The sequence below is a fragment of the Pseudomonas sp. GZD-209 genome, from assembly GCF_049310485.1.
Classification (GTDB): Bacteria; Pseudomonadota; Gammaproteobacteria; order Pseudomonadales; family Pseudomonadaceae; genus Aquipseudomonas; species Aquipseudomonas sichuanensis.
The window spans coordinates 13,939-33,693 of the sequence record NZ_JBMOWQ010000188.1 but is presented as its reverse complement, the minus strand read 5'-3'; the positions used below and the strand labels follow the sequence as shown (position 1 = coordinate 33,693).

At 65.4% G+C, this 19,755-nt stretch carries 21 protein-coding genes and 1 tRNA gene; 9 read left to right on the top strand and 13 right to left on the bottom strand.

Going from position 1 to position 19,755, the window contains the following annotated elements; translation table 11 throughout:
* Nucleotides 1-61: 61 nt before the first annotated feature.
* Together ACO6VM_RS20390 and ACO6VM_RS20385 are read right to left on the bottom strand one after the other, a co-directional pair.
* Entirely contained in the window at nucleotides 62-967 is a 906-nt protein-coding gene (locus ACO6VM_RS20390) for a TauD/TfdA dioxygenase family protein (protein WP_390966419.1), read from the bottom strand.
* 36 nt (nucleotides 968-1,003) lie between these two features.
* Entirely contained in the window at nucleotides 1,004-2,044 is a 1,041-nt protein-coding gene (locus ACO6VM_RS20385; protein ID WP_401057481.1) for an ABC transporter substrate-binding protein, read from the bottom strand.
* A 298-nt stretch (nucleotides 2,045-2,342) separates the two neighbouring features.
* On the opposite strand from ACO6VM_RS20385, the gene ACO6VM_RS20380 reads away from it, so the two are divergent.
* Complete coding sequence (locus ACO6VM_RS20380) at nucleotides 2,343-3,935, top strand: ABC transporter permease (protein ID WP_401057480.1); 1,593 nt, start codon at nucleotides 2,343-2,345, stop codon at nucleotides 3,933-3,935.
* Nucleotides 3,932-4,795: an ABC transporter ATP-binding protein gene (locus ACO6VM_RS20375; protein WP_153785580.1), complete on the top strand. Its 864-nt coding sequence runs from the start codon at nucleotides 3,932-3,934 to the stop codon at nucleotides 4,793-4,795. Before ACO6VM_RS20380 ends, ACO6VM_RS20375 begins: the two co-directional genes overlap by 4 nt.
* Before the next feature lie 117 nt (nucleotides 4,796-4,912).
* On the opposite strand, the gene ACO6VM_RS20370 is transcribed toward ACO6VM_RS20375, so the two are convergent.
* The 8 genes from ACO6VM_RS20370 to ACO6VM_RS20335 form a co-directional block, all read right to left on the bottom strand.
* A complete protein-coding gene (locus ACO6VM_RS20370) occupies nucleotides 4,913-5,188 on the bottom strand; it encodes a DUF971 domain-containing protein (RefSeq protein WP_401057479.1) in 276 nt (91 codons plus the stop codon).
* A complete protein-coding gene (locus ACO6VM_RS20365; RefSeq protein WP_401057478.1) occupies nucleotides 5,188-6,153 on the bottom strand; it encodes a HEAT repeat domain-containing protein in 966 nt (321 codons plus the stop codon). Before ACO6VM_RS20365 ends, ACO6VM_RS20370 begins: the two co-directional genes overlap by 1 nt.
* Nucleotides 6,150-7,001 (bottom strand): ABC transporter ATP-binding protein, encoded by an 852-nt coding sequence (locus ACO6VM_RS20360; RefSeq protein ID WP_390966429.1) that lies wholly within the window; start codon nucleotides 6,999-7,001, stop codon nucleotides 6,150-6,152. The genes ACO6VM_RS20365 and ACO6VM_RS20360 overlap by 4 nt, the downstream gene beginning before the upstream one ends.
* Nucleotides 7,001-7,777: an ABC transporter permease gene (locus ACO6VM_RS20355; RefSeq protein ID WP_390966431.1), complete on the bottom strand. Its 777-nt coding sequence runs from the start codon at nucleotides 7,775-7,777 to the stop codon at nucleotides 7,001-7,003. The genes ACO6VM_RS20360 and ACO6VM_RS20355 overlap by 1 nt, the downstream gene beginning before the upstream one ends.
* A gap of 15 nt (nucleotides 7,778-7,792) precedes the next feature.
* Nucleotides 7,793-9,199, bottom strand: a complete 1,407-nt coding sequence (locus ACO6VM_RS20350) for an ABC transporter substrate-binding protein (RefSeq protein WP_401057477.1) — start codon at nucleotides 9,197-9,199, stop codon at nucleotides 7,793-7,795.
* A 124-nt stretch (nucleotides 9,200-9,323) separates the two neighbouring features.
* Entirely contained in the window at nucleotides 9,324-9,569 is a 246-nt protein-coding gene (locus ACO6VM_RS20345) for a 4Fe-4S dicluster domain-containing protein (RefSeq protein WP_008096634.1), read from the bottom strand.
* Between the two features lie 159 nt (nucleotides 9,570-9,728).
* On the bottom strand, nucleotides 9,729-11,453 hold the full coding sequence (locus ACO6VM_RS20340; RefSeq protein WP_258644083.1) for a fumarate reductase/succinate dehydrogenase flavoprotein subunit: 1,725 nt from the start codon (nucleotides 11,451-11,453) through the stop codon (nucleotides 9,729-9,731).
* A complete protein-coding gene (locus tag ACO6VM_RS20335) occupies nucleotides 11,450-12,199 on the bottom strand; it encodes a GntR family transcriptional regulator (protein ID WP_323829936.1) in 750 nt (249 codons plus the stop codon). The genes ACO6VM_RS20340 and ACO6VM_RS20335 overlap by 4 nt, the downstream gene beginning before the upstream one ends.
* 209 nt (nucleotides 12,200-12,408) lie before the next feature.
* On the opposite strand from ACO6VM_RS20335, the gene ACO6VM_RS20330 reads away from it, so the two are divergent.
* From ACO6VM_RS20330 to ACO6VM_RS20310, 5 genes are all read left to right on the top strand, one after another.
* Nucleotides 12,409-12,485 (top strand) — tRNA-Arg (locus tag ACO6VM_RS20330).
* 216 nt (nucleotides 12,486-12,701) lie between these two features.
* Entirely contained in the window at nucleotides 12,702-14,432 is a 1,731-nt protein-coding gene (locus ACO6VM_RS20325; protein ID WP_401057476.1) for a dipeptidase, read from the top strand.
* A gap of 355 nt (nucleotides 14,433-14,787) precedes the next feature.
* On the top strand, nucleotides 14,788-14,979 hold the full coding sequence (locus ACO6VM_RS20320; RefSeq protein WP_401057475.1) for a hypothetical protein: 192 nt from the start codon (nucleotides 14,788-14,790) through the stop codon (nucleotides 14,977-14,979).
* Between the two features lie 21 nt (nucleotides 14,980-15,000).
* Complete coding sequence (locus ACO6VM_RS20315) at nucleotides 15,001-15,462, top strand: DUF805 domain-containing protein (protein ID WP_401057474.1); 462 nt, start codon at nucleotides 15,001-15,003, stop codon at nucleotides 15,460-15,462.
* 173 nt (nucleotides 15,463-15,635) lie between these two features.
* Entirely contained in the window at nucleotides 15,636-16,073 is a 438-nt protein-coding gene (locus ACO6VM_RS20310) for a CBS domain-containing protein (RefSeq protein ID WP_110995724.1), read from the top strand.
* 12 nt (nucleotides 16,074-16,085) lie between these two features.
* Here ACO6VM_RS20310 and ACO6VM_RS20305 read toward each other — a convergent pair whose 3' ends face one another.
* The 3 genes from ACO6VM_RS20305 to ACO6VM_RS20295 form a co-directional block, all read right to left on the bottom strand.
* The gene (locus ACO6VM_RS20305; RefSeq protein WP_125857063.1) at nucleotides 16,086-16,724 is read right to left on the bottom strand and encodes an NADH:ubiquinone oxidoreductase subunit N; all 639 of its coding nucleotides are present in this window, start codon (nucleotides 16,722-16,724) and stop codon (nucleotides 16,086-16,088) included.
* A gap of 70 nt (nucleotides 16,725-16,794) precedes the next feature.
* A complete protein-coding gene (locus ACO6VM_RS20300) occupies nucleotides 16,795-17,037 on the bottom strand; it encodes a DUF2789 domain-containing protein (RefSeq protein ID WP_110995726.1) in 243 nt (80 codons plus the stop codon).
* 60 nt (nucleotides 17,038-17,097) lie between these two features.
* A complete protein-coding gene (locus ACO6VM_RS20295) occupies nucleotides 17,098-17,556 on the bottom strand; it encodes an aminoacyl-tRNA deacylase (RefSeq protein WP_401057473.1) in 459 nt (152 codons plus the stop codon).
* A gap of 96 nt (nucleotides 17,557-17,652) precedes the next feature.
* Here ACO6VM_RS20295 and ACO6VM_RS20290 point away from each other — a divergent pair, with 96 nt between their 5' ends.
* Together ACO6VM_RS20290 and ACO6VM_RS20285 are read left to right on the top strand one after the other, a co-directional pair.
* A complete protein-coding gene (locus ACO6VM_RS20290) occupies nucleotides 17,653-18,993 on the top strand; it encodes an NfeD family protein (RefSeq protein WP_401057472.1) in 1,341 nt (446 codons plus the stop codon).
* A 2-nt stretch (nucleotides 18,994-18,995) separates the two neighbouring features.
* Nucleotides 18,996-19,754: a slipin family protein gene (locus tag ACO6VM_RS20285; RefSeq protein WP_401057471.1), complete on the top strand. Its 759-nt coding sequence runs from the start codon at nucleotides 18,996-18,998 to the stop codon at nucleotides 19,752-19,754.
* Nucleotide 19,755: the final 1 nt, after the last annotated feature.

Below are 19,755 nucleotides of genomic sequence, written 5' to 3'. Positions count from 1 at the left end.
CCCCGCGATGGCGTGGATAGTGCACAGCTGTATGGTGTAAACCTATTTCAGGACAAGACGCTCAGCCTTTGCGTGTGGTCCGGCTCAACTGCCCATCCACCCCCACCGGCACCTCGCCCGCCAGGGTGACCCGGCGCACCACGCGTGGCTGGGTGCCATAGTCGTCCACCGCGTAGTGCTGGGTCGCGCGGTTGTCCCAGATCGCCACATCCCCCGCCTGCCAGCGCCAGCGCACGGTGTTCTCCAGGCGCGTCACATGCCCCTGCAACACCGCGAACAGGTGCTGTGAGTCGGCCAGCGAATAGCCCTTGATGCGTTTGACGAAATGCCCCAGCTGCAGCGCCCGCTCGCCGCTGATCGGGTGCACCCGCACCACCGGGTGCTCGGTTTCGTACACCGTCGAGGTGAACACCTTGCGATAGCGTTCGAGCTTGGCCGGGTCCACGTCCGGCTTCACGCTGGCGTAGTCGTACTCGTTGCTGTGCACCGCCCAGAGCTGGTCGGCCAGCGCACGCAGGGGGTCCGGCAGCTCCTGGTAGGCGGCGGCGGTATTGGCCCACACCGTGTCGCCACCCGAAGCCGGGGCCACCACGCTGCGCAGGATCGAGGCCTTGGGGTAGGCGTCGACGAAGGTCACGTCGGTGTGCCAGGAATTGGCCCGCTGGCCCTCGGCGCCATCCAGCTGGAGCAAGTAACTGGTGCCGTCCACCACCGGCACCGTGGGGTGGGCGATCGGCTCGCCCAGCAGCTGGGCGAAGGCCTCCTGGCCGATGTCGTCGAGGTGGTCCTGGCCGCGGAAGAAGATCACCTTGTGCTGCACCAGCGCCGCCTGGATCGCGTCGATGGTGGCCGGGTCGAGGTCGGCGGACAGTTTGACGCCACGGATCTCGGCGCCGATGCGCCCGGCGACGGGGTGGATATCCAGCTCAAGGGTATGTGGCGCGGTAGCCAGTGCGGCGTTGCTCATGGTCGTGGTCCTCACGGTTTTTGTCGGGGTTTTGAATCAGCGGGCGGCCTGCACGGCCTGGTCCTGTCGCAGGGCGGCATCGAGGAAGCGCGGTTCTACCCACTCGCTTACCTGGAAATCCCGGCGGATCAGGCGCTCCTTGGCGGCCAGGTCCACGCCCTGTTGCAGCAGGCTGACGAAGCCAGCGTCCAGGCGCGGGTCGAAATAGGCGGCAAGGTTTTCCTGGGCCAGGTCATCGCGCAGGATGCTCTTCGGCCAGTTGGCGGTGGTGGCCACAAGGTCGATGTAGGCGTCGCGGTTGTGCTCGTCGCGCAGCCACTTCACCGCCTGCAGCTGGGCATTGACCAGGCGCTGCACCAGTTCGGGGTGCTGGCGGATGAAGTCGCCGGTACCCAGCAGCACCGCCTGGGTGCTGCCGGCGCCCTTGAGGTCGCGGGAGTTGACCGGCAGCTCGACCAGGCCGCGTTCGCGCAGCGACAACAGGTTGGACAGGCCCCAGGTGGCGTCGATCTGCTTGGCCGCCAGCGCGGCGTTGGCGGCGTTGAAGTCCAGGTTGATGACTTTCAGCTCACGCTCGGACAGCCCCTGGCTGGCCAGGGCGCTGGCGAACGACAGCTGGTTGGCGGTACCGCGGAACACCGCCACGCGCTTGCCCTTGAGGTCTGCCAGGCTGTGGATGCCCGAGCCCGGCACCACGCCGAGGTAGCTCTTCACCCCGCGCACACCGGCCGACAGCACGCGGGTGTCCAGGCCATTGGCCTTGCCGATGATGGCGGCCAGGTCACCCAGGTAGGCGAAGTCGGCCTGGCCGTTGGCCAACGCCTCGTTGACCACGGGGCCGGCGCCCTTGAAGAAGCGCCAGTCGATACGGATGCCGTCCTTGGCAAACTCTTTTTCCAGCAACTGCTGGTCACGCAATACATCGACCACGCCACCGGCGCTGGGCTTGCTGCCGGCGCTGAGGTCGGGCACGGCAATACGGATCACGTCGGGCTGCGCGGCCAGCGCCACCAGCGGCAAGGCGCTGAGCAAGCCGGCGAGCAGCGGGGTGAGCAGGTGGCGAAAAGGGGTTTTCATGGCAAGGCTCCTTGGCAAGCTGCCACCGGCGATGGCCGGCGCTTTGGCCAGAAGCTAGGCAGGTCCGGTTAGAACCTACAAAGATCAATACGTCATTCTTCAGTAACCAGAAGGCATAAATCAGCGGCCATGCGGGTCTTGGGGCGGCTTGCAGGCAGCGCATGGAAAATATGAGGAAAACGCAACGGATTGGGGCTTCCCGATGCAGGAGGCGCATGCTCTTATCTCTTGAATGTTATTTGTGTGAATTTTTAATTCCATAAATGAATAAACAAGGAACGGTTTGGGAGATGGCCGGATGAGCGGAGTTTTGAGCAAGCCCAGATGGCTTCTGGGGCCGCTGCGCGGCCCGTTCGCGGCGCAAGGCCGCGCCTACGGCCATGCCGCGCTGCCTTGGCTCGTGCCGGTGCTGCTGGCGGCGTTGTGGCTGGTGGCCAGCCGCGAGCACTGGATGAGCGAGCAGATCCTGCCGGCGCCGTCGCTGGTCTGGCAGAGCGCCCTGGAGTTTGGCTCCGGAGAGCTGTGGAGCCACCTGTGGATAAGCTTGCAACGGCTGCTGTGGGGGTTGCTGGCGGGCATCGCCAGTGGCCTGGTGCTGGGCACCTGGCTGGGGGCTTCGCGGCGGGCGCAGACACTGGTGCTGCCGACCTTCGTGGCCCTGGCGCAAATCCCCACGCTGGCCTGGATCCCGCTGTTCATGCTGTTCTTCGGCATTGGCGAAGTGCTCAAGCTGGTGGTGCTGGTCAAGGCGGTGGTGGTACCGGTCACCCTGCACACCTTGGTCGGTGTGCGCGACGCCCAACCCAAGCTGCGCGAAGCCGCCGCCACCTTGCGCCTGCCAGCCCACCTGTTGTTCCTGCGCCTGCTGCTGCCAGCTGCCCTGCCCGCCTTCCTCGCCGGGGTACGCCTGGCCCTGGCCACCGGCTGGACGTCGCTGCTGGCGGTCGAGCTGCTGGCCTCCAGCGAAGGTATCGGCTACCTGATGGTCTGGGGCCGCCAGCTGTTCATGCTCGACCTGGTGTTCCTCTGCATCCTGCTGATCGGCCTGGTCGGCGCGGTGATGGACCGTGGCTTCTCGCGCCTGGAGCGCAGCCTGCTGTACTGGCCGCAACCGGCCACCGGCGAGCAGCCGCGTGGCGCCGTGGCCAAGGGCTGGCAGAGCCTGTTGCTGCCGGCAGCGCTGCTGGCCCTGTGGCAGTGCGCCAACAGTTTTGGCTGGGTAGACGCCAACATCCTCGCCTCACCACTGGATGTACTGCGCAGCCTGTCTGCCGGGCTGCTGGATGGCTCGCTGAGCGAAGCCTTGCGCCTGAGCCTGCAACGCACCCTGGCCGGGTTGCTGCTCGGTGGCGGCGCGGGCTTTGCCCTGGGGCTGCTGCTGGGCTTGTCGCAACGCAGCGAGCGCCTGCTCGGCCCGAGCCTGTCGGCGCTGCGCCAGGTGGCGCTGTTTGCCTGGGTACCCTTGCTCACCGCCTGGTTCGGCCTGGGGGAAGGCGCCAAGCTGGTGTTCGTCGCCCTGGCTGCGTTCTTCCCGCTGCTGATCGCCACCCAGCGCGGCATCGCCAGCCTGTCGCCGCAACTGGGCGAGGCGGCCCAGGCGCTGCGCCTGGGCCTGGCGCAACGCCTGCGCCTGCTGGTGCTGCCGGGCGCTGCGCCGGCGATCTTCGCCGGCCTGCGCCTGTCGCTGATCTACGCCTGGCTGGGCACCATCGGCGCCGAATACTTCATGCCCTCGGACGGCGGCATCGCCAGCCTGATGATCGGCGCCCAACAGTTGTTCCGCATGGACCAGGTGATGGCCGCCATGGTCCTGATCGGCCTGGTCGGCGCCCTGCTCGGCCACCTTGGCCAACGCCTCGAATCGCGCGCCACGCGCTGGAGATCCGCATGAACGCCTTCATCACCCCGGCCCTGCACGCGGCCAATCAAGCTGACGCCACACCGCCGCTGGTCAGCTTCGAAAAAGTCGGCAAGACCTTCAGCGTGGACGGCCAGCCGTTCGAAGCCATTCGCGACTTCGACCTGTCGATCGAGCAGGGCGAATTCATCGCCATCGTCGGTTCGTCGGGCTGCGGCAAGTCCACCCTGCTGCGCCTGCTGGTGGGCCTGGACAACGACTACAGCGGCCAGATCCGCGTCGATGGCAAGCCAGTCAGTGGCATCGGCGGTGAACGCGGCATCGTGTTCCAGGAGCACCGCCTGTTCCCCTGGCTGACGGTGGAGCAGAACATCGCCCTTGGGCTGGTCAACGACAAGCTCACCCAGGGCGAGCGCGCCCGCCGGGTGCATGAGTTCGTGCAACTGGTGGGGCTGGTCGGTTTCGAATCGGCTTATCCGCACCAGCTCTCCGGCGGCATGGCCCAGCGCGTGGCGATCGCCCGGGGGCTGGTGGCCAGCCCGCGCATCCTGCTGCTCGACGAGCCGTTCGGCGCCCTGGATGCACTGACCCGCCAGCAGTTGCAGGACGAGCTGCTGGCAATACGTGAGCGCTCGGGGGTGACCATTCTGCTGGTGACCCACGATGCCGAAGAGGCGACCTACCTGGCCGACCGGGTGGTGGTGCTGGAGCCGCGGCCGGGGCGGATCAAGGCGGTGGTGGAGATCGGGCTGCCGCATCCGCGCCAACGCACCGGGGTGGCGCTGCATGGCCTGCGCGAGAAGGTGCTGCACCAGATTACCGGGGATGGCGGGTATCTGCGGCCGGTGGTGCAAAGGGTGGAAGGGTTGCGGCCGGAGTTGATTGCTCTTTAAGCCTGTACCGGCCCTATCGCGGGGCAAGCCCGCTCCCACGAACTGGACTGCCCCCAAGGATTGGATTGTCTTGGGGGCAGTCCACAGCGTGGGAGCGGGCTTGCCCCGCGATTGATTTCAGCCCAGTTCGCGAAGATAGGCCCAAGGATAAATCCCCCGCTCGTGCCCATCGCTGAACACCAGCTGCACCCCATACCCCTGGGCCTCGATCCGCGCCACGCGGACATCCTCGCCCACCAGCGAAATCGCGCCCTTCAGCCGCGCCGCCCGGCACTGTGAGCAGGGGCAGGCACCGCGCAGCCGGGCGTGGCTGATCACCTGCTCGACCTCGCCCCACTGCACCAGCAGCTCAGCGCGTTCGCGGCGGTTGCGCAAGGCGCTGGGCGCGTCCATCACACCGCCCCCTGCAATTGCGCCAGGGCGATGCGCACCGCCTTGCGCACTTCCGGGTCGCTGTCGGCCTCGGCCGCCTGCAACGCCGGCAAAGCCCGGGCTTCACCCAGCTCACCCAGCGCCAGCGCCGCCTCCTTGCGCAAGTTGGCGATGCCATGGCCAAGCAACTGCGCCAGCCCATCAAGCGCTGCCACATGGCGCAACCGGCCCAAGGCCCGCGCCGCGCGCAAGCGCACCTGCCAGTAGCTGTCGGCCAGCGCTGCGATCAAGGCCTGGCCCGCTTCGGCCTGGCCGACCTTGCCCAGGGTGGTTGCCGCCTCCTCACGCACCTGCCAGGCCTCATCGGCCAAGGCGCCGATCAGCGCCGGCAACACACGGGCATCCCGGGCCAGGCCCAACGCGCCGATGGCGGCGCGGCGCACTTCGGTATCCGGCTCGTTGGCTGCCAGCTGCGCCAGCGCGGGCAAGGCCGGCGCATGCTTGAGCCAGCCCAGGATGCCCACCGCTTCGCGGCGCACGCCGGCATCCACATCCGCCAACGCCTGCAACGCAGGCACCGCGGCGTCCTCCAGGCGCAGCTCGCGCAGGGCGCGCAGGGCGCTGGCCCGCACGAACGCATCGGCATGGGTGGCCCAGGGCAGGATCAGTTGCCCGGCCTCCTGGGTCTTGAGCTCGCTCAGGCTCTGGGCAGCCGCCAGGCGTACCGGCTCGGCGGGGTCGGCCAGTGCGGCGCACAGGCCCTGCACCACTTCCGGCGTCTCCCAGGCTTCGAGCAAGCGCGCGGCTTCGGCGCGCACCTCAGCGTTACCGTCGACCAACAGCGCATCGGTGAGCCAGGGCAGGCCGTCCGGGTCTTCCAGGTCGGCCAGTTCGATCAGGGCGATGCGCCGCACGCCGGCATCCAGGTCGTTCAGACGTGGCAGCAGGTCGATGATGTCGGGGTTGTCCGTGGTTCGTTCAGTCATAGCGCAATCCGCAGCGGAGGATGGTCGGTGTCGGGCAGGCCCAACGGTGTCAGGCGCGGCAGTTCGCGGCCTTCTTCATGGCGCAGCAGCGCCAGGCAATGGCGTTTGAGGTGGGTGAATTCGGGGCTGGTCAGCAGGCTCGCGCGCCGCGGGCGGGCGAAGTCCAGCCGCAGGTCTTCGATAAAGCGCCCAGGCCGGGGGCTCATCACCAGGATGCGGTCGGCCAGGAACAGCGCCTCGTCGATGTCATGGGTGACGAACACCACCGTGGTGCGGATGCGCGCCCAGATATCCAGCAGCAGTTCCTGCATACGCGCACGGGTCTGCGCATCGAGGGCGCCAAAAGGTTCGTCCATCAACAGCAGGCGCGGGCGGTTGATCAGCACCCTGGCGATCTCGGCGCGCTGCTGCATGCCGCCGGACAACTGGCTGGGCCAGCGTTGGGCGAAGTCACCCAGGCCGACCAGTTGCAGCATCTCGGCGGCCTGGTGCTGGCGCTCGGCCTTGCCCTGCCCCTGCATCTTCAAGCCGAAGGCCACGTTGTCGAGCACGCTGCGCCACGGCAGCAGGGTGTGATGCTGGAACACCATGCCCCGTTGCGGCGAAGGGCCATCGACCGCTTGCCCGTCCACCCGCAATTGGCCGCCGGCCGGGGTAAGGTGCCCGGCCAACGCGCCGAGCAACGTGGACTTGCCGCAGCCGGACGGCCCGAGGATGCACACGAACTCGCCCGGGGCGATGGCAAAGTCCAGCGCCTGCACCGCCTCGAACGCGTCACGCCCATGGCCCAGGCGAATCGACAAACCCTGCGCTTCGATACGCCCGGGCAGCTGTTGATGACTGCTCATCAGGCGCTCCTCCGTATCCACGGCGTGGCCAGCGCGCCAAGGCGCTTGACCAGCGCACTGCTGCCCATGCCCAGCACGCCGATCAGCAGCATGCCGACGATGATGTCGGGGTAGTTCTGCAAGGTGTAGGACTCCCAGGTGTAGTAACCGATACCGAACTGCCCGGCGATCATCTCGGCGGTCACCAGGCAGAACCACGAGGTGCCCATGCCGATGGCCAGCCCCGTGACGATGCTCGGCAGCGCGCCCGGCAGCACCACTTCGCGCAGGATCGCCCAGCGTCCGGCGCCCAGGCTGCGCGCCGAGGCCACCAGGCGCGGGTCGATCGCCTCGACGCCGTGCACGGTGTTGAGCAGGATCGGGAACAGCGCACCGGTGAAGGTGATGAACACCATCGACAGTTCCGATGAGGGGAACATCAGGATCGCCAGCGGGATCCAGGCCACCGCCGGGATCGGCCGCAGCACTTCCAGCGGCGGCATCAGCGTATCCTCCAGCCACTTCGAGCGGCCGATCAACAGGCCCAGGCTCACCCCCAGCAGCGCCGCCACGCCGTAGCCGGCGAACACCCGCGCCAGGCTGCTGCCCAGGTGCGCCAGCAAGGTGTTGGAGGCCAGCAGTTGCCAGGCGGCGTCGAGTACCGCGCCAGGGGTGGGCACGTAGGTGAAGGTGAACAGCAGCAGGTTCAGCTTGTGGCTCGCGGCCAGCTGCCAGAACAGCAGGCAGGCCAGCAGCGAAGCCAGGCGCAGGGGCCAGCGCGCAAGGTCACGGGTCATGGCGGCGGCTCCCGGTCAGCGCTGGGCGAGCAGCTTCTGGTTGGCATGGACGAAGTCCAGCGCCTCGCCGCCATGGGCCTTGGCGTACTGCTCGGCCTGGTCCTTGAGCAGGAAGGCCGCCAGTTGGCCCTGGCCGTTGCGCACGAACCAGGCCTGGTTGGCCAGCAGCTTGATGCCGCTGTCGGCGGCCTGGGCGTAGATCGCGCGGATGTCCTTGCCCTCCTGCTCCAGCTTGGCCAGGGCGGTGAGCGCGGCCTCCGGGGAGGCGTAGTGGCGCACCTTGTCCTCGCCGCGCACCCAGATCTGCGCCAGGCGGCTGAAGTCGGTGATGGCTTTGCCGGTCGTGGCATCAACGGCCTTGAGTGGCAGCGGGTCGTAGTTTTTCAGCGCCTTGTCGTAGTCCTGCCCGGCCTGCTTGTAGGCGCTGCGAATGTACTGGTCGTCGATGAACTGCGCGGTGTCCAGACCACGGTCGGTCTTCTTCAGCAGCTTGAGGGTGTCGATGGAGGTGGCCACGGCCTGGCGGTACTCGGGCTTCCAGGTAAGGTCGCGGGTCTGCAGGCCGAGCGGGCCGTGGAACAGGTAGTTCACCTCGGCTTCGATGCCGGTGACCTTTTCGATCAGCTCGCTGTACTTCTCGGGCTCGGCGGCGAGCAGGCGGTCGGCTTCGAGGCTGGCACGCAGGTAGGCGGTGACCACTTCCGGGTACTTTTTCGCGTAGTCGGCGTCCACCAGCGCGCCATGGAACGTCGGCGCGTTGGCCTGGGCGCCGTCGTAGATCTTGCGGGCGAAGCCGCGGTTGGGGAACAGCTCGGCGAAGGGCACGAAGTCGGCGTGGGCCTCGATGCGGTTGCTGCGCAGGGCGGAACCGGCGATCTCCGGGGCCTGGGCAATGATCTTCACGTCCTTCTGCGGGTCCCAGCCTTGGGCGGCGACCGCGCGCAGCAGCATACCGTGGGCGGTGGAGGCGAACGGCACGGAGATGGTCTTGCCCTTGAGTTCGGCCAGCGACTGCACGCTGGAGGCGGCCGGCACCACGATGCCGTTGCCACTGCCGTGCACGCTGCCGGACAGCACGCTGATGAACAGGCTGCGCTTGCCGGCGTCGAGGTGGGCGACGCCGTTGAACGAGCCAGGGAAGTCGGCCATGGCGCCGAAGTCGAGCTTGCCGGCAACCATCTCGTTGGTCAGCGGCGCGCCACTGGTGAAGTTCTTCCACTCGACCTGGTACTGGGCGTCTTTGTACTTGCCGTCATGGGGCAGGTATTTGTCGAGCAGGCCCAGCTCGCGGATCAACAGGCCGCCGGTAGCGCAGTTGATGGTGGTGTCCTGGGTGCCGATGGCGATACGGATGGTTTCGGCGTTGGCGTTCAGGCCGGTGATTGCCAGCGCAAGGCCGGCCACGGTTGCTACAAGGCGCATGGGTGTTCCCCTCGAATCGTTTTAGGTATTGGTGTCGTCTCCGCCGCCCGGCATGGGTGGTGGGAAACGAGGGGCATTGCAGGTGGGCGTCCGGTGGTTCGGCCGGATGGCGGGTGGGTCGGGTTCAGCGCAGCAGGTACGGGATATCGACCTTCACCGCGCCGGTGGGGCAGTCCTTCTCGCAGGGCATGCAGTACCAGCATTCGTCGAAGGCCATGTAGGCCTTCTGCGTGGCCGGGTTGATGGCCAAAAGGTCCATGGGGCAGACCTCGACGCAGACCGTGCAGCCTTTTTCGGCGATGCATTTGTCTTCGTCGATGGTCACCGGAGCGCTGCTGCGGAAGAAGATTTCCTGGGGTTGGTAGGCCATTTTCACGGGGTCCTTGGGGCCTTCTTGGGCACCCTTTATCTAGAGGCTTGCACAAGTCACTGTGGGAGCGGGTTTACCCGCGAAGAACCCAACACGGTGCATGGCACCGGCTTTGCCGGTGTTCGCGGGTGAACCCGCTCCCACAGGGTTCGGTGTTGCCTATGCGGCATCGGCCTTTACACGCAGCCGGTCGTACGCGGTCTGTTCCTCGGCATCCAGCGGGATCAGGTACGGCTCCACCGCTTTCTTGAAGCTGGTCATCTCGCCGTCCTCGCCCTTCTTCAGATGGCAATGCACGAACCACTCGCCATCATTGCGCTCGGGGAAATCGACCCGGTGGTGGTACAGCCCCCAGCGGCTCTCCTTGCGGAACAGCGAAGCGCGCGCAGCCATCTCGGCGCAATCGCGGATTACCGAAACTTCCATGGCGCGCATCAGCTCATGGGGGTTGTTGGCCTTCATCTGCTCAAGGTCGCGTTCGATTTCGGCGAAGCGCGCCAGGCCGATTTCCATCTTCTTGGTCACCTTGGGCGGCTGCAGGTAGTCGTTGACCATGCGTCGCAGCTTGTACTCGACCTGGGCCGGCGGCAGGCCGTGCTCGCGCTGCAAGGGTGCGAACACCCGCGCCTGTTCGCGCTCGACCTGCTGCGTGTCGACCTCGGCGAATTCACGCCCGGCCACGTACTGCGCGGCATTCACCCCGGCAAACCAGCCATAGGTAAAAGCGCCGAGCATGTAGTTGTGCGGTACCGCGGCCATGTCGCCGGCGGCGTACAGGCCCTTGACGCTGGTCTCGGCCTTTTCGTTGACCCACACCCCCGAGGCCGAATGCCCGGAGCAGAAGCCGATCTCGGAGATATGCATCTCGACCATGTGCTGGCGGTAGTCGGTGCCGCGCCCGGCGTGGAACTGGCCACGGCTGGGGCGTTCGTTGCTGTGCAGGATCTCCTCGATGTTCTGGATGGTCTCCTCGGCCAGGTGGTCGAGCTTGAGAAACACCGGGCCGTTGCCGCCTTCGAGTTCCTGGTGGAACTCCCACATCATCTGCCCGCTCCAGTAGTCGCACTCGATGAAGCGCTCGCCCTTGCTGTTGGCGGTGTAGCCGCCCAAGGGGCCGGTGACGTAGGCGCAGGCCGGGCCGTTGTAGTCCTTGATCAACGGGTTGATCTGGAAACATTCCAGGTTGGCCAGTTCGGCGCCTGCGTGGTAGGCCATGGCATAGCCGTCACCGGCATTGGTGGGGTTTTCGTAGGTGCCCATCAGGTAGCCCGACGACGGCAAGCCCAGGCGCCCGGCGGCGCCGCAGGCGAGCACGACCGCCTTGGCGCGGATCACCCGGAACTCGCCGCTGCGGCAGTCGAAACCGAGCACCCCGGCTGCGGCGCCGGCCGCATCGAGCAGCACGCGGGTGCACACCATGCGGTTGCTGATTTCCACCCGGGCGCGCTTGAGCTGGCGGTACAGCACCTTCTTGATGTCGTGGCCCTCGGGCATGGGCAGCACATAAGCGCCCATGTGGTGGACCTTCTTCACTGCGTAGTCGCCGGTTTCGTCCTTCTCGAACTTCACGCCCCAACGGTCGAGCTGCTCGATGGTCTCGAAGCTCTTGGTGGCGTAGGCATGCACCGCAGCCTGGTTGACGATGCCGTCATTGGCGACGGTGATTTCCTTGGTGTACTGCTCGGGCGTGGCATGCCCGGGGATGATGGCGTTGTTCAGGCCGTCCATGCCCATGCTGATGGCGCCGCTGCGCTTGACGTTGGCCTTGTCCAGCAACAGCACGCGCAGGGTCTTGTCCTGCTCCTTGGCCTTGATCGCGGCCATGGGCCCGGCGGTGCCGCCACCGATGACGACGATGTCGTAGTCCTGGGTCTGGATGCTCATGCCTTGCCCCCCTTCTGGCGGTCGATACGCAGGCGGTACTGGAACGCGTCGCCACGGTAATAGAGGTGTTCGAAGTCAAGCGGGGCGCCGTCGGCGGTGTGGGTGAGGCGCTCGATACGCATGATCGGCGCGCCCTCTTCCACGTCCAGCGCCTGGGTCAGGTCGCTGTCGGCGAGCACCGCGTCGATGGCCAGGTCGGCATGACCGAGGGCGAGGCCGCAGTCGTTCTCCAACAGCAGGAAGATGTCGCGGGTGACCAGGTCGGCCTTCTCCAGCTTCTCGCCGACGTTGTGCGGCAGCCAGGTGATTTCCAGCGACACCGGCTCGCGGTTGATCAGGCGCACCCGACGGATCTCGGTGACCAGGCTGCCCTCCTCGACCTGCAGCCGCTGCGCCACCAGCGCACTGGCCGGGACATGGCGGAAACTGCGCAGGCGGTTGAGCACTTCGTAGCCCATCTGGGTCATCGACTCGGCCAGGCCCTGCAGGGTGCTGACGTTCTGGAACGCCTTGGGCTTGGCGACAAAAGTGCCCTTGCCATGGATCTTGAAGATCAGCCCTTCCTTCTGCAGGTCACCCAGGGCCTGGCGCACGGTGATGCGGCTGACGTCGAAGGCCTTGCCCAGCTCGCTTTCCGAGGGCATGCGACTGTGCGGTGGGTAGCTGCCGTCGAGGATGCGCTCGCGCAGCAGTTCCTTGAGCTGGGTGTAGAGCGGTACGGGAGAAAGCGGGAGCAGTTCGGCCATGGTCTTCTCTGTCGGCTGACTTGTTATAACAAGTTGTGACCAGAAGATAGCGGGCATAACAGCGCCGTGAGAAATACCAAGATTGCATATGGATAGATCAGCTTCCCTGCGTGGGAGCGGGCTTGCCCCGCGATCGGGCTCCCTGGAAAAACACCCTCATATCAAGGCGATGGACGCCACCTGCACAGATGGGTATCATGCGGCCCGTTGCACTCGTAGCTCAGCTGGATAGAGTACTGCCCTCCGAAGGCAGGGGTCGTGGGTTCGAATCCCGCCGAGTGCGCCATGAATTTCACGCTGTCAGCGGCACCCCCTGTATCGCTGACAGCGCCCAGAAAGCCCCGCCCGGTTCACACCGGCGGGGCTTTTTTGTGCCTGCTGATTTGCGACTGAGTGCACATTGCCACCTCTCCCCCGCAGGCAGTCATTGGTGTTAGCGTGGGCATCTTCCGTTTGCGTAAACGGACACACTTCCCCCACTTGCAAAGGAATGCGCACGACCATGCCATTTACCAAGCTCTCCGCCGCGTCGCTGCTGCTGGCCAGCGTGGCCATGTTCTCGATCCCGGCCCAGGCCAATCTGTCCCAGCAACAGTCCGCCGCCATCATCAAGGCCTACGACGGCAGCGACCCGGCCGACTTCAAGCAATTCCTCGGCAAGCTGGCCGGCAGTGAGCTGGCCAAGGCCGACAAGCTCGACGAAACCCTCAAGCAGTACCTGGCCGGCAAGCCGCTGGCAGCCGAACAACAGGACGAGATCAACCGCCTGCTGGGCCTGTACACGCGCATCAAGTACGGCAAGGCCGCTACCGAAACCCTGCGCGAGCTGGTAGAGATCCCGACCTATCGCAAAGAGGGCGTGGAGCAGCACGAGAACCCCGAGTTCCTCAAGATCGCCGACAAGATCAAGGCCCTGGCCGAGGGCTTCGGCCTGACCTTCCGCAACATCGACAACCGTGTCTACGAGATTTCCCTCGGCGAAGGCAAGGAAGTCATCGGCATCCACGCCCACGCCGACGTGGTGCCGGTCACCCCGGCCAACTGGAAGCTGGCCGACGGCACCCAGCTCGACCCGTTCAAGGTCACCCTGGTGGGCGACCGCATGTACGGCCGCGGCACCGAGGACGACAAGAACGGCATCGTCGTCGCGCTCTATGCGCTGAAAGTGGCCAAGGATGAGAAGCTGCCGCTGGCCCGCCAGTTCAAGCTGCTGGTGGACACCACCGAGGAAACCACCGGCGACGCCATCCCCTACTACTTCGAGCGCAACGCCACGCCCGACTACAACCTGGCGCTGGACGGCGGCTACCCGGTGGTGATCGCCGAGAAAGGCTACGGCACGGTCATGGCCACCTTCGCCAAGCGCGCCGGCAGCGGCAAGGGCGCCGAGGTGGTGAACCTGACCGGTGGCCTGGCCACCAACCAGATCCCCGGCAACTCGGTGGCGACCCTGCTCAGCGACAAGCCGGCCGAGCTGGCCAAGGCCCTGAACAAGGCCGGTGCTGCTTTCGTCAAACATAACGGTGGCAACTTCAGCATCGACGCCAAGGTCGAGGGCAAGCAGGTGCTGCTGACCGTGACCGGCGTGTCGGCGCACTCCTCCGAGCCCGAGTCGGGGGTCAACCCGGTGGCGCGCATGCTGGTGTTCCTCAATGGCCTGGGCAAAGAAGTGCCGCTCAAGCACAACCACATCACCGACGCCGCCCGCTACGCCGCCGACAACTGGGGCCTGGACTACCTGGGCAACAAGCTCGGCGTGGGCTTCAAGGATGCGTTCATGGGCCCGCTGACCACTTCGCTGACCTTCGTCGGCCTGGATGACAAGGCGCTGAAGCTGGCGGTGAACCTGCGCATCCCCAAAGGCAAGTCGCTGGACACGCTCAAGGGCGAGATCTCCGGCAAGCTCGACAGCTGGACGGCCAAGAGCAAGACCGCTGTGGCGTTCGACTACAGCCTGGACGAGCCGATGTACCGCAACCCGCAGGGCGAATGGGTCAAGGCCTTGCTTGCGGTGGCCAGCGAGAACCTGGGCATGAAGCACGAGTTCGGCACCTCCGCTGGCGCCACCTCGGTACATGACCTGCCCAACGGCGTGCAGTTCGGCCTGGCCATGCCGGACGTGAAGTACACCGGGCACAACGACAACGAGTTCAAGACCGTGGAGCAGTTCATGCTCGATTTGCAGATCGTCAGCGAGATGGTGGCGCGGATCGGGCAGATGCCGAAGCTCTGAGCCTCGAACTTGCAACGAAAAAAGGCGCCTGCGGGCGCCTTTTTTCGTTGCTACAGAGCGGGACGCGAATTTCTTGGCGCCACTATTTCGCCACTTATGAAATATATAGTAACCTCTGCGCCGGCCACCCGGACGGGTGACACGGTATGCGAACAGGGATGCGTTCGGCGAACGCCACAAAAGGATTTGCGATGGCAATGGTTATTGCCGCGGCTGTGCCAGACAGTTGCACAAAACGGCACCTGCCTGCCCCCAATGCAGTGCTCCACAGCACGCAACGTCCTCCACGAGACCTGATCGCGGCGAATCGCCGTGGATGGGTATTGTTTCCCTGATGCTTGGCATTCTGTGTGCCATGACCCTGCTCGATGATTCCGCCTGGGAGGGCGAAACCCTCCTGGGGCCAGGCCTGCTCGCAAGCGCAAGCCTGATCCTCGGTGTCGTCGGCATCAACCAGAACAAACCCGACAACGGCTTGGCGAGCGCCAGCGTTGTCACGGCAAGCATCTGGCTGCTGCGCCTGGTCGGCCTGAAATCCGCAAGTTAATCCAAATGTGAGGGAAAACAAATGAGCATGGTGTTCTGCCGAGGCTGCGCCAAACAGATCCATCAATCGGCCTTGAGCTGCCCAGGCTGCGGTGCAACCCAGGCCGCCACGGCCACCAACGGTGGCTTCGTGGGTACCGTCGAAGTGAGCAGCGGCACTCCCTACCTCGAAGTCTTGAAGAAGTACGCAGTGTTCAAAGGCCGTGCACGCCGCAAGGAATACTGGTTGTTCGTGCTGATCAACTTCCTGATCACGATCGCCTTCGGCTACCTCGATAACGTCCTCGGCACCAACCCGCTGCTGAGCGTGGTGTACGCCTTGGCGCTCATGATCCCGAGCATTGCTGTGGCTGTGCGCCGCTTGCATGACAGCGATCACCGCGGCTGGTGGCTGCTGGTGCCGATCGTGGGCCTGGTATTCCTGTTCATAGATGGCACCCCTGGCAACAACCGCTTCGGCCCGAGCCCCAAAGGCCTGGTCTGAGTGCAGCCTGTGCAGGAATGACAAGGCGGCCTTCGGGCCGCCTTTTTTCATGCGCCTGCAACCATGACGTTTTTCAATCGTCTCGATGCCGTTTCCTGCATTGCCGTGCAGAGCGCCGTACCGGATGCTTTATTTACTCCGACACAGCGCTTTTTCCACCCGCCGAGGCCCGTATGAAGAACGTCGAACAAATCCTCAAGACCAAGTCCCAGCATCAGACCGTCTACACCATCGGCCCTGATGACTCGGTACTGGATGCCTTGAAAATGCTGGCGGAGAAAAACGTCGGCGCACTGCCGGTGGTAGAGGACAACCGGGTGGTGGGGATCGTCAGCGAACGCGACTATGCCCGCAAGCTGGTGCTCAAAGGGCGCTCTTCGGCCGCCACGCCCGTGCGTGAAATCATGAGCGCACCAGTGGTCACGGTAGGGCCGAAGGAGAAACTTGATTACTGCATGCAACTGATGACCGATCGCCACCTGCGCCACCTGCCGGTAGTGGATGGCAGCGCGCTGTTGGGGCTGCTGTCGATCGGTGACCTGGTGAAAGAAACCATCGCCGAGCAGGCCAACCTGATCCAGCAACTGGAGCAGTACATCCGCGGCGAATGACCCAACCCCTCACTAGTGATAGGCGCGCTCCAGCTCGTCCAGCTGATGGTCGAAGCTGCGCAGGCGCGCCGACCAGGTGTAGACCAGCACTTCCAGATCGCGATTGAGCACGGCGGTGTTGCCGCCATCACGTATCGGCGCGTCACACAGGTCCAGCTGATAGCGCTCACGGGCCATGGCCGTGGCCACGCTGGACAGGTCGCGGGCATTGGCCAGCCAGTGATGGTGGTGATCGTGGATTTCCCGGTCGAGCTCACGGCACTGCAATTTGAGGGCGTCGAGGCTCTGCTCCAGTGGCGTGCCCTTGAGCTCACCCATGACCTCTTCGAAGGTCCGCCCGGAATGCCAGTAGCTACCCCAGAAATAGCGATCGAACACGGTTTCGACCCGGCGCAGGGCAACCTTGGTGTTCCAAATGGTCAGTAACGTTCGGCCCTGGGCGACTTCGCGCCGGTTCAGGTGCAGGTATTCCCAGGCGATCCATGCCAGCCCGCACAAGGCAACCGCCGCGGTGACGGCGGCGGCGGCATACAGGAACTGCACGGCCTGGTTCATCTGCTGGGTGTGCCGGATACCGTAGAAGTAACCGGCGGTCAGGGTGCCCAGGATCGTCACGGTGCACCAGAAACCCGGTGCGTAGGGATCTTTCATCGCGCCATCCCCTTGTTGTTTTTCTGAGCATAGCAACGGCCCCGTCAGCCATCAGGTGCCGCTCGGCGCTTTATTTACGGGGGCGACGCAAGGCTTCATTGAGCTGGTCGAACAGCTCCGCCCAGTCGGCATCCTCGTTGATGCTGTCCCTCAGAAAGCCTCGCTGGGCATCGTTCCAGAAGGGGGCGTCGACCAGCTTCACATCACCCTTGAGGGGAGAGTGGCTGGTGATGAACTGGTCGATACCGACAGGGTCGTCGGGCAGGCCCAGTTGCTTGAACAGTTCGGAAAACTTGTGGATCGGCGCTTCCATGGTTCACTCCTTGGGCCAGGCCGATCGTCCACGACGCCAGCCCGGCGTTGGTTGCGAGCATCAGCTCAGTTCGCGCACTTCAGCGTGCGGCACCAGTTTCAAGTATTGCTCCATGCTCATGTGAATCAGATGATCGTGGTCACCCGCCTCAAGATAGACATCGCCTTGGCGGGTAAGGCTCGAATCGAGCAGCATTTTCATGCCATAGGCATCCCCCAGTGCCGGCACGGCGCCACGTTCGCAATCACCGAACAACATCGGCAAGGCGCTTTCGCGAGTCATCTGCCAGGCGCCGGTCATGCGCACCTTGCTCATGTCCATGTGCCGATTGGCCGGTATCACGGCCATGATGTAGTTGCCGTGGCGGTCGTCGAGCATGACCGACTTGGCGACCCGTTCAGCAGGTACGCCTGCCGTGCGGGCTGACTCAAGGCTGGTGGCCGAATGTGGATGGGGAACAATGTCATAGTCGCAGTTGGCCTGGTCCAGGCGCTGCTGAAGGGTCTTGGCCATACGCATGATGCACCTCCGGTTTCGCCCCCACCTTCAAGTTTAGGCCGCAGCCAAGCGGCCACAGCTAAACTTCAATTACAGGCCCCCATGAGGTGACGACAGGTGATCGCTCACGGCTGGCGCGTGTTGCTATTGCTGTTGCTGCTCGGCTTTGCCCCGGGCGGGCAAGCCGCGCCCGGAGGGAGCGTGTGGCTGCTGAGCATCGACGACGCCATCGGCCCGGCCAGCGCCGACTACCTGCTGCGCGGGCTGCAACAGGCACAGGCGCAGGGCGCGCAATTGCTGGTGATCCACCTCGACACCCCCGGCGGGCTCGACAGCGCCATGCGCCAGATCAACAAGGCCATCCTTGCCAGCCCCGTGCCGGTAGCCACCTACGTTGCCCCCAGCGGTGCCCGGGCGGCCAGCGCCGGCACCTACATCCTGTACGCCAGCCACATCGCGGCCATGGCTCCCGGCACCAACCTGGGCGCCGCCACGCCGGTGCAGATCGGCATGCCGGGTAGCCCCGAGAAGGCCGCCGACAACAGCCAAGACACCCTCGCCCGCAAACAGGTCAACGACGCCGCTGCTTACATCCGTGGCCTGGCCCAGCTGCGCGGGCGCAATGCCGACTGGGCGGAAAAGGCCGTGCGCGAGGCGGTCAGCCTGTCGGCCAGCGAGGCCCTGCGCCTGAAAGTGATCGACCAGGTGGCGAGCGACCTGCCGGAACTGCTGCGCCAGCTCGATGGCCAGAGCCTGGTTGCCGCCGGCCAGACCGTACAACTGAAAACCGTCGGAGCCACTGTGGTCGAGCACCTGCCGGACTGGCGCACGCGCCTGCTGGCAGTGATCACCAACCCCAGCGTGGCGCTGATCCTGATCATGATCGGGGTGTACGGCCTGCTGTTCGAATTCATCAACCCCGGCACCGGGGTCGGCGGGGTGGTCGGCGGCATCTGCCTGCTGCTGGCGCTGTATGCGCTGCAGCTGCTGCCGGTGAGCTATGCCGGAGTGGCGCTGATCCTGCTCGGGCTGGCGTTCATGGTCGCCGAGGCGTTCCTGCCCAGCTTCGGCGTGGTCGGTTTCGGCGGCATCGTCGCGTTCATTGCCGGCGCCGTCATCCTGATGGACACCGACGCCCCCGGTTTCGGCATCCCGCTGGCGCTGATCGCCAGCCTGGCCGTGCTCTCGGCATTGTTGCTCGGTGGCGTGCTGGGCATGGCGATCAAGGCACGCCGCAGAGCCCTGGTCAGTGGTGACGCCGGGCTGGTGGGCAGCCTGGTCACGGTGACCTTCGTGCAGGCGGACAACCCGTTCCACGGTTCGGTACAGGCCCAGGGCGAACAATGGCAGGCGCAGTGCGCCACGCCACTGCAACCCGGCCAGCATGTGCGGGTGACCGCACGCAACGGCGTGATGCTGGACGTCAGCGCCACCGCGCCAACAGCGCCAGGAGAGTGACGATGTTCATGCAATTCGGTTTCGGCACACTGCTCGTGCTGGTGGCGCTACTGCTGCTGTCGGCGCTGCGCGTCCTGCGCGAATACGAGCGCGGCGTGGTGTTCCAGCTTGGGCGCTTCTGGCAGGTCAAGGGCCCGGGGCTGATCATCCTGATCCCGGGGATCCAGCAGATGGTGCGGGTCGACCTGCGCACGGTGGTGCTCGACGTGCCACCGCAGGACGTGATCACCCGCGACAACGTCTCGGTCAAGGTCAACGCGGTGCTGTACTTCCGTGTGCTCGACCCACAGAAGGCGATCATCCAGGTCGAGGACTTTCTCGCGGCCACCAGCCAGCTGGCCCAGACCACCCTGCGCGCAGTGCTTGGCAAGCACGAGCTGGACGAACTGCTGGCCGAGCGCGAACAGCTCAACGGCGACATTCGCCAAGTGCTCGACGCCCAGACCGATGCCTGGGGCATCAAGGTGGCCAACGTCGAGATCAAGCATGTCGACCTGAACGAATCGATGATCCGCGCCATCGCCCGCCAGGCAGAAGCCGAACGCGAGCGACGGGCCAAGGTGATCCACGCAGAGGGTGAGCTGCAGGCCTCGGAGAAGCTGATGCAGGCGGCGCAGATGCTGGGCAAGGAACCCGGGGCGATGCAGCTGCGCTACATGCAGACGCTGGGCTCCATCGCAGGGGACAAGAGCTCGACCATCGTCTTCCCGTTGCCGATCGACCTGCTCAAGGGGCTGGTCGACCGGCCACCGCAAAAATGAC

What these genes read in the sequence shown, in the direction of transcription:
- ACO6VM_RS20350 (WP_401057477.1), bottom strand. Translation starts at nt 9,199, where the DNA reads ATGCGCCTTGTAGCAACCGTGGCCGGCCTTGCGCTGGCAATCACCGGC.
- ACO6VM_RS20355 (WP_390966431.1), bottom strand. Translation starts at nt 7,777, where the DNA reads ATGACCCGTGACCTTGCGCGCTGGCCCCTGCGCCTGGCTTCGCTGCTG.
- ACO6VM_RS20360 (WP_390966429.1), bottom strand. Translation starts at nt 7,001, where the DNA reads ATGAGCAGTCATCAACAGCTGCCCGGGCGTATCGAAGCGCAGGGTTTG.
- ACO6VM_RS20305 (WP_125857063.1), bottom strand. Translation starts at nt 16,724, where the DNA reads ATGAAAGATCCCTACGCACCGGGTTTCTGGTGCACCGTGACGATCCTG.
- ACO6VM_RS20285 (WP_401057471.1), top strand. Translation starts at nt 18,996, where the DNA reads ATGTTCATGCAATTCGGTTTCGGCACACTGCTCGTGCTGGTGGCGCTA.
- ACO6VM_RS20315 (WP_401057474.1), top strand. Translation starts at nt 15,001, where the DNA reads ATGAGCATGGTGTTCTGCCGAGGCTGCGCCAAACAGATCCATCAATCG.
- ACO6VM_RS20375 (WP_153785580.1), top strand. Translation starts at nt 3,932, where the DNA reads ATGAACGCCTTCATCACCCCGGCCCTGCACGCGGCCAATCAAGCTGAC.
- ACO6VM_RS20295 (WP_401057473.1), bottom strand. Translation starts at nt 17,556, where the DNA reads ATGCGTATGGCCAAGACCCTTCAGCAGCGCCTGGACCAGGCCAACTGC.
- ACO6VM_RS20345 (WP_008096634.1), bottom strand. Translation starts at nt 9,569, where the DNA reads ATGGCCTACCAACCCCAGGAAATCTTCTTCCGCAGCAGCGCTCCGGTG.
- ACO6VM_RS20320 (WP_401057475.1), top strand. Translation starts at nt 14,788, where the DNA reads ATGACCCTGCTCGATGATTCCGCCTGGGAGGGCGAAACCCTCCTGGGG.
- ACO6VM_RS20380 (WP_401057480.1), top strand. Translation starts at nt 2,343, where the DNA reads ATGAGCGGAGTTTTGAGCAAGCCCAGATGGCTTCTGGGGCCGCTGCGC.
- ACO6VM_RS20365 (WP_401057478.1), bottom strand. Translation starts at nt 6,153, where the DNA reads ATGACTGAACGAACCACGGACAACCCCGACATCATCGACCTGCTGCCA.
- ACO6VM_RS20310 (WP_110995724.1), top strand. Translation starts at nt 15,636, where the DNA reads ATGAAGAACGTCGAACAAATCCTCAAGACCAAGTCCCAGCATCAGACC.
- ACO6VM_RS20370 (WP_401057479.1), bottom strand. Translation starts at nt 5,188, where the DNA reads ATGGACGCGCCCAGCGCCTTGCGCAACCGCCGCGAACGCGCTGAGCTG.
- ACO6VM_RS20325 (WP_401057476.1), top strand. Translation starts at nt 12,702, where the DNA reads ATGCCATTTACCAAGCTCTCCGCCGCGTCGCTGCTGCTGGCCAGCGTG.
- ACO6VM_RS20390 (WP_390966419.1), bottom strand. Translation starts at nt 967, where the DNA reads ATGAGCAACGCCGCACTGGCTACCGCGCCACATACCCTTGAGCTGGAT.
- ACO6VM_RS20340 (WP_258644083.1), bottom strand. Translation starts at nt 11,453, where the DNA reads ATGAGCATCCAGACCCAGGACTACGACATCGTCGTCATCGGTGGCGGC.
- ACO6VM_RS20335 (WP_323829936.1), bottom strand. Translation starts at nt 12,199, where the DNA reads ATGGCCGAACTGCTCCCGCTTTCTCCCGTACCGCTCTACACCCAGCTC.
- ACO6VM_RS20300 (WP_110995726.1), bottom strand. Translation starts at nt 17,037, where the DNA reads ATGGAAGCGCCGATCCACAAGTTTTCCGAACTGTTCAAGCAACTGGGC.
- ACO6VM_RS20385 (WP_401057481.1), bottom strand. Translation starts at nt 2,044, where the DNA reads ATGAAAACCCCTTTTCGCCACCTGCTCACCCCGCTGCTCGCCGGCTTG.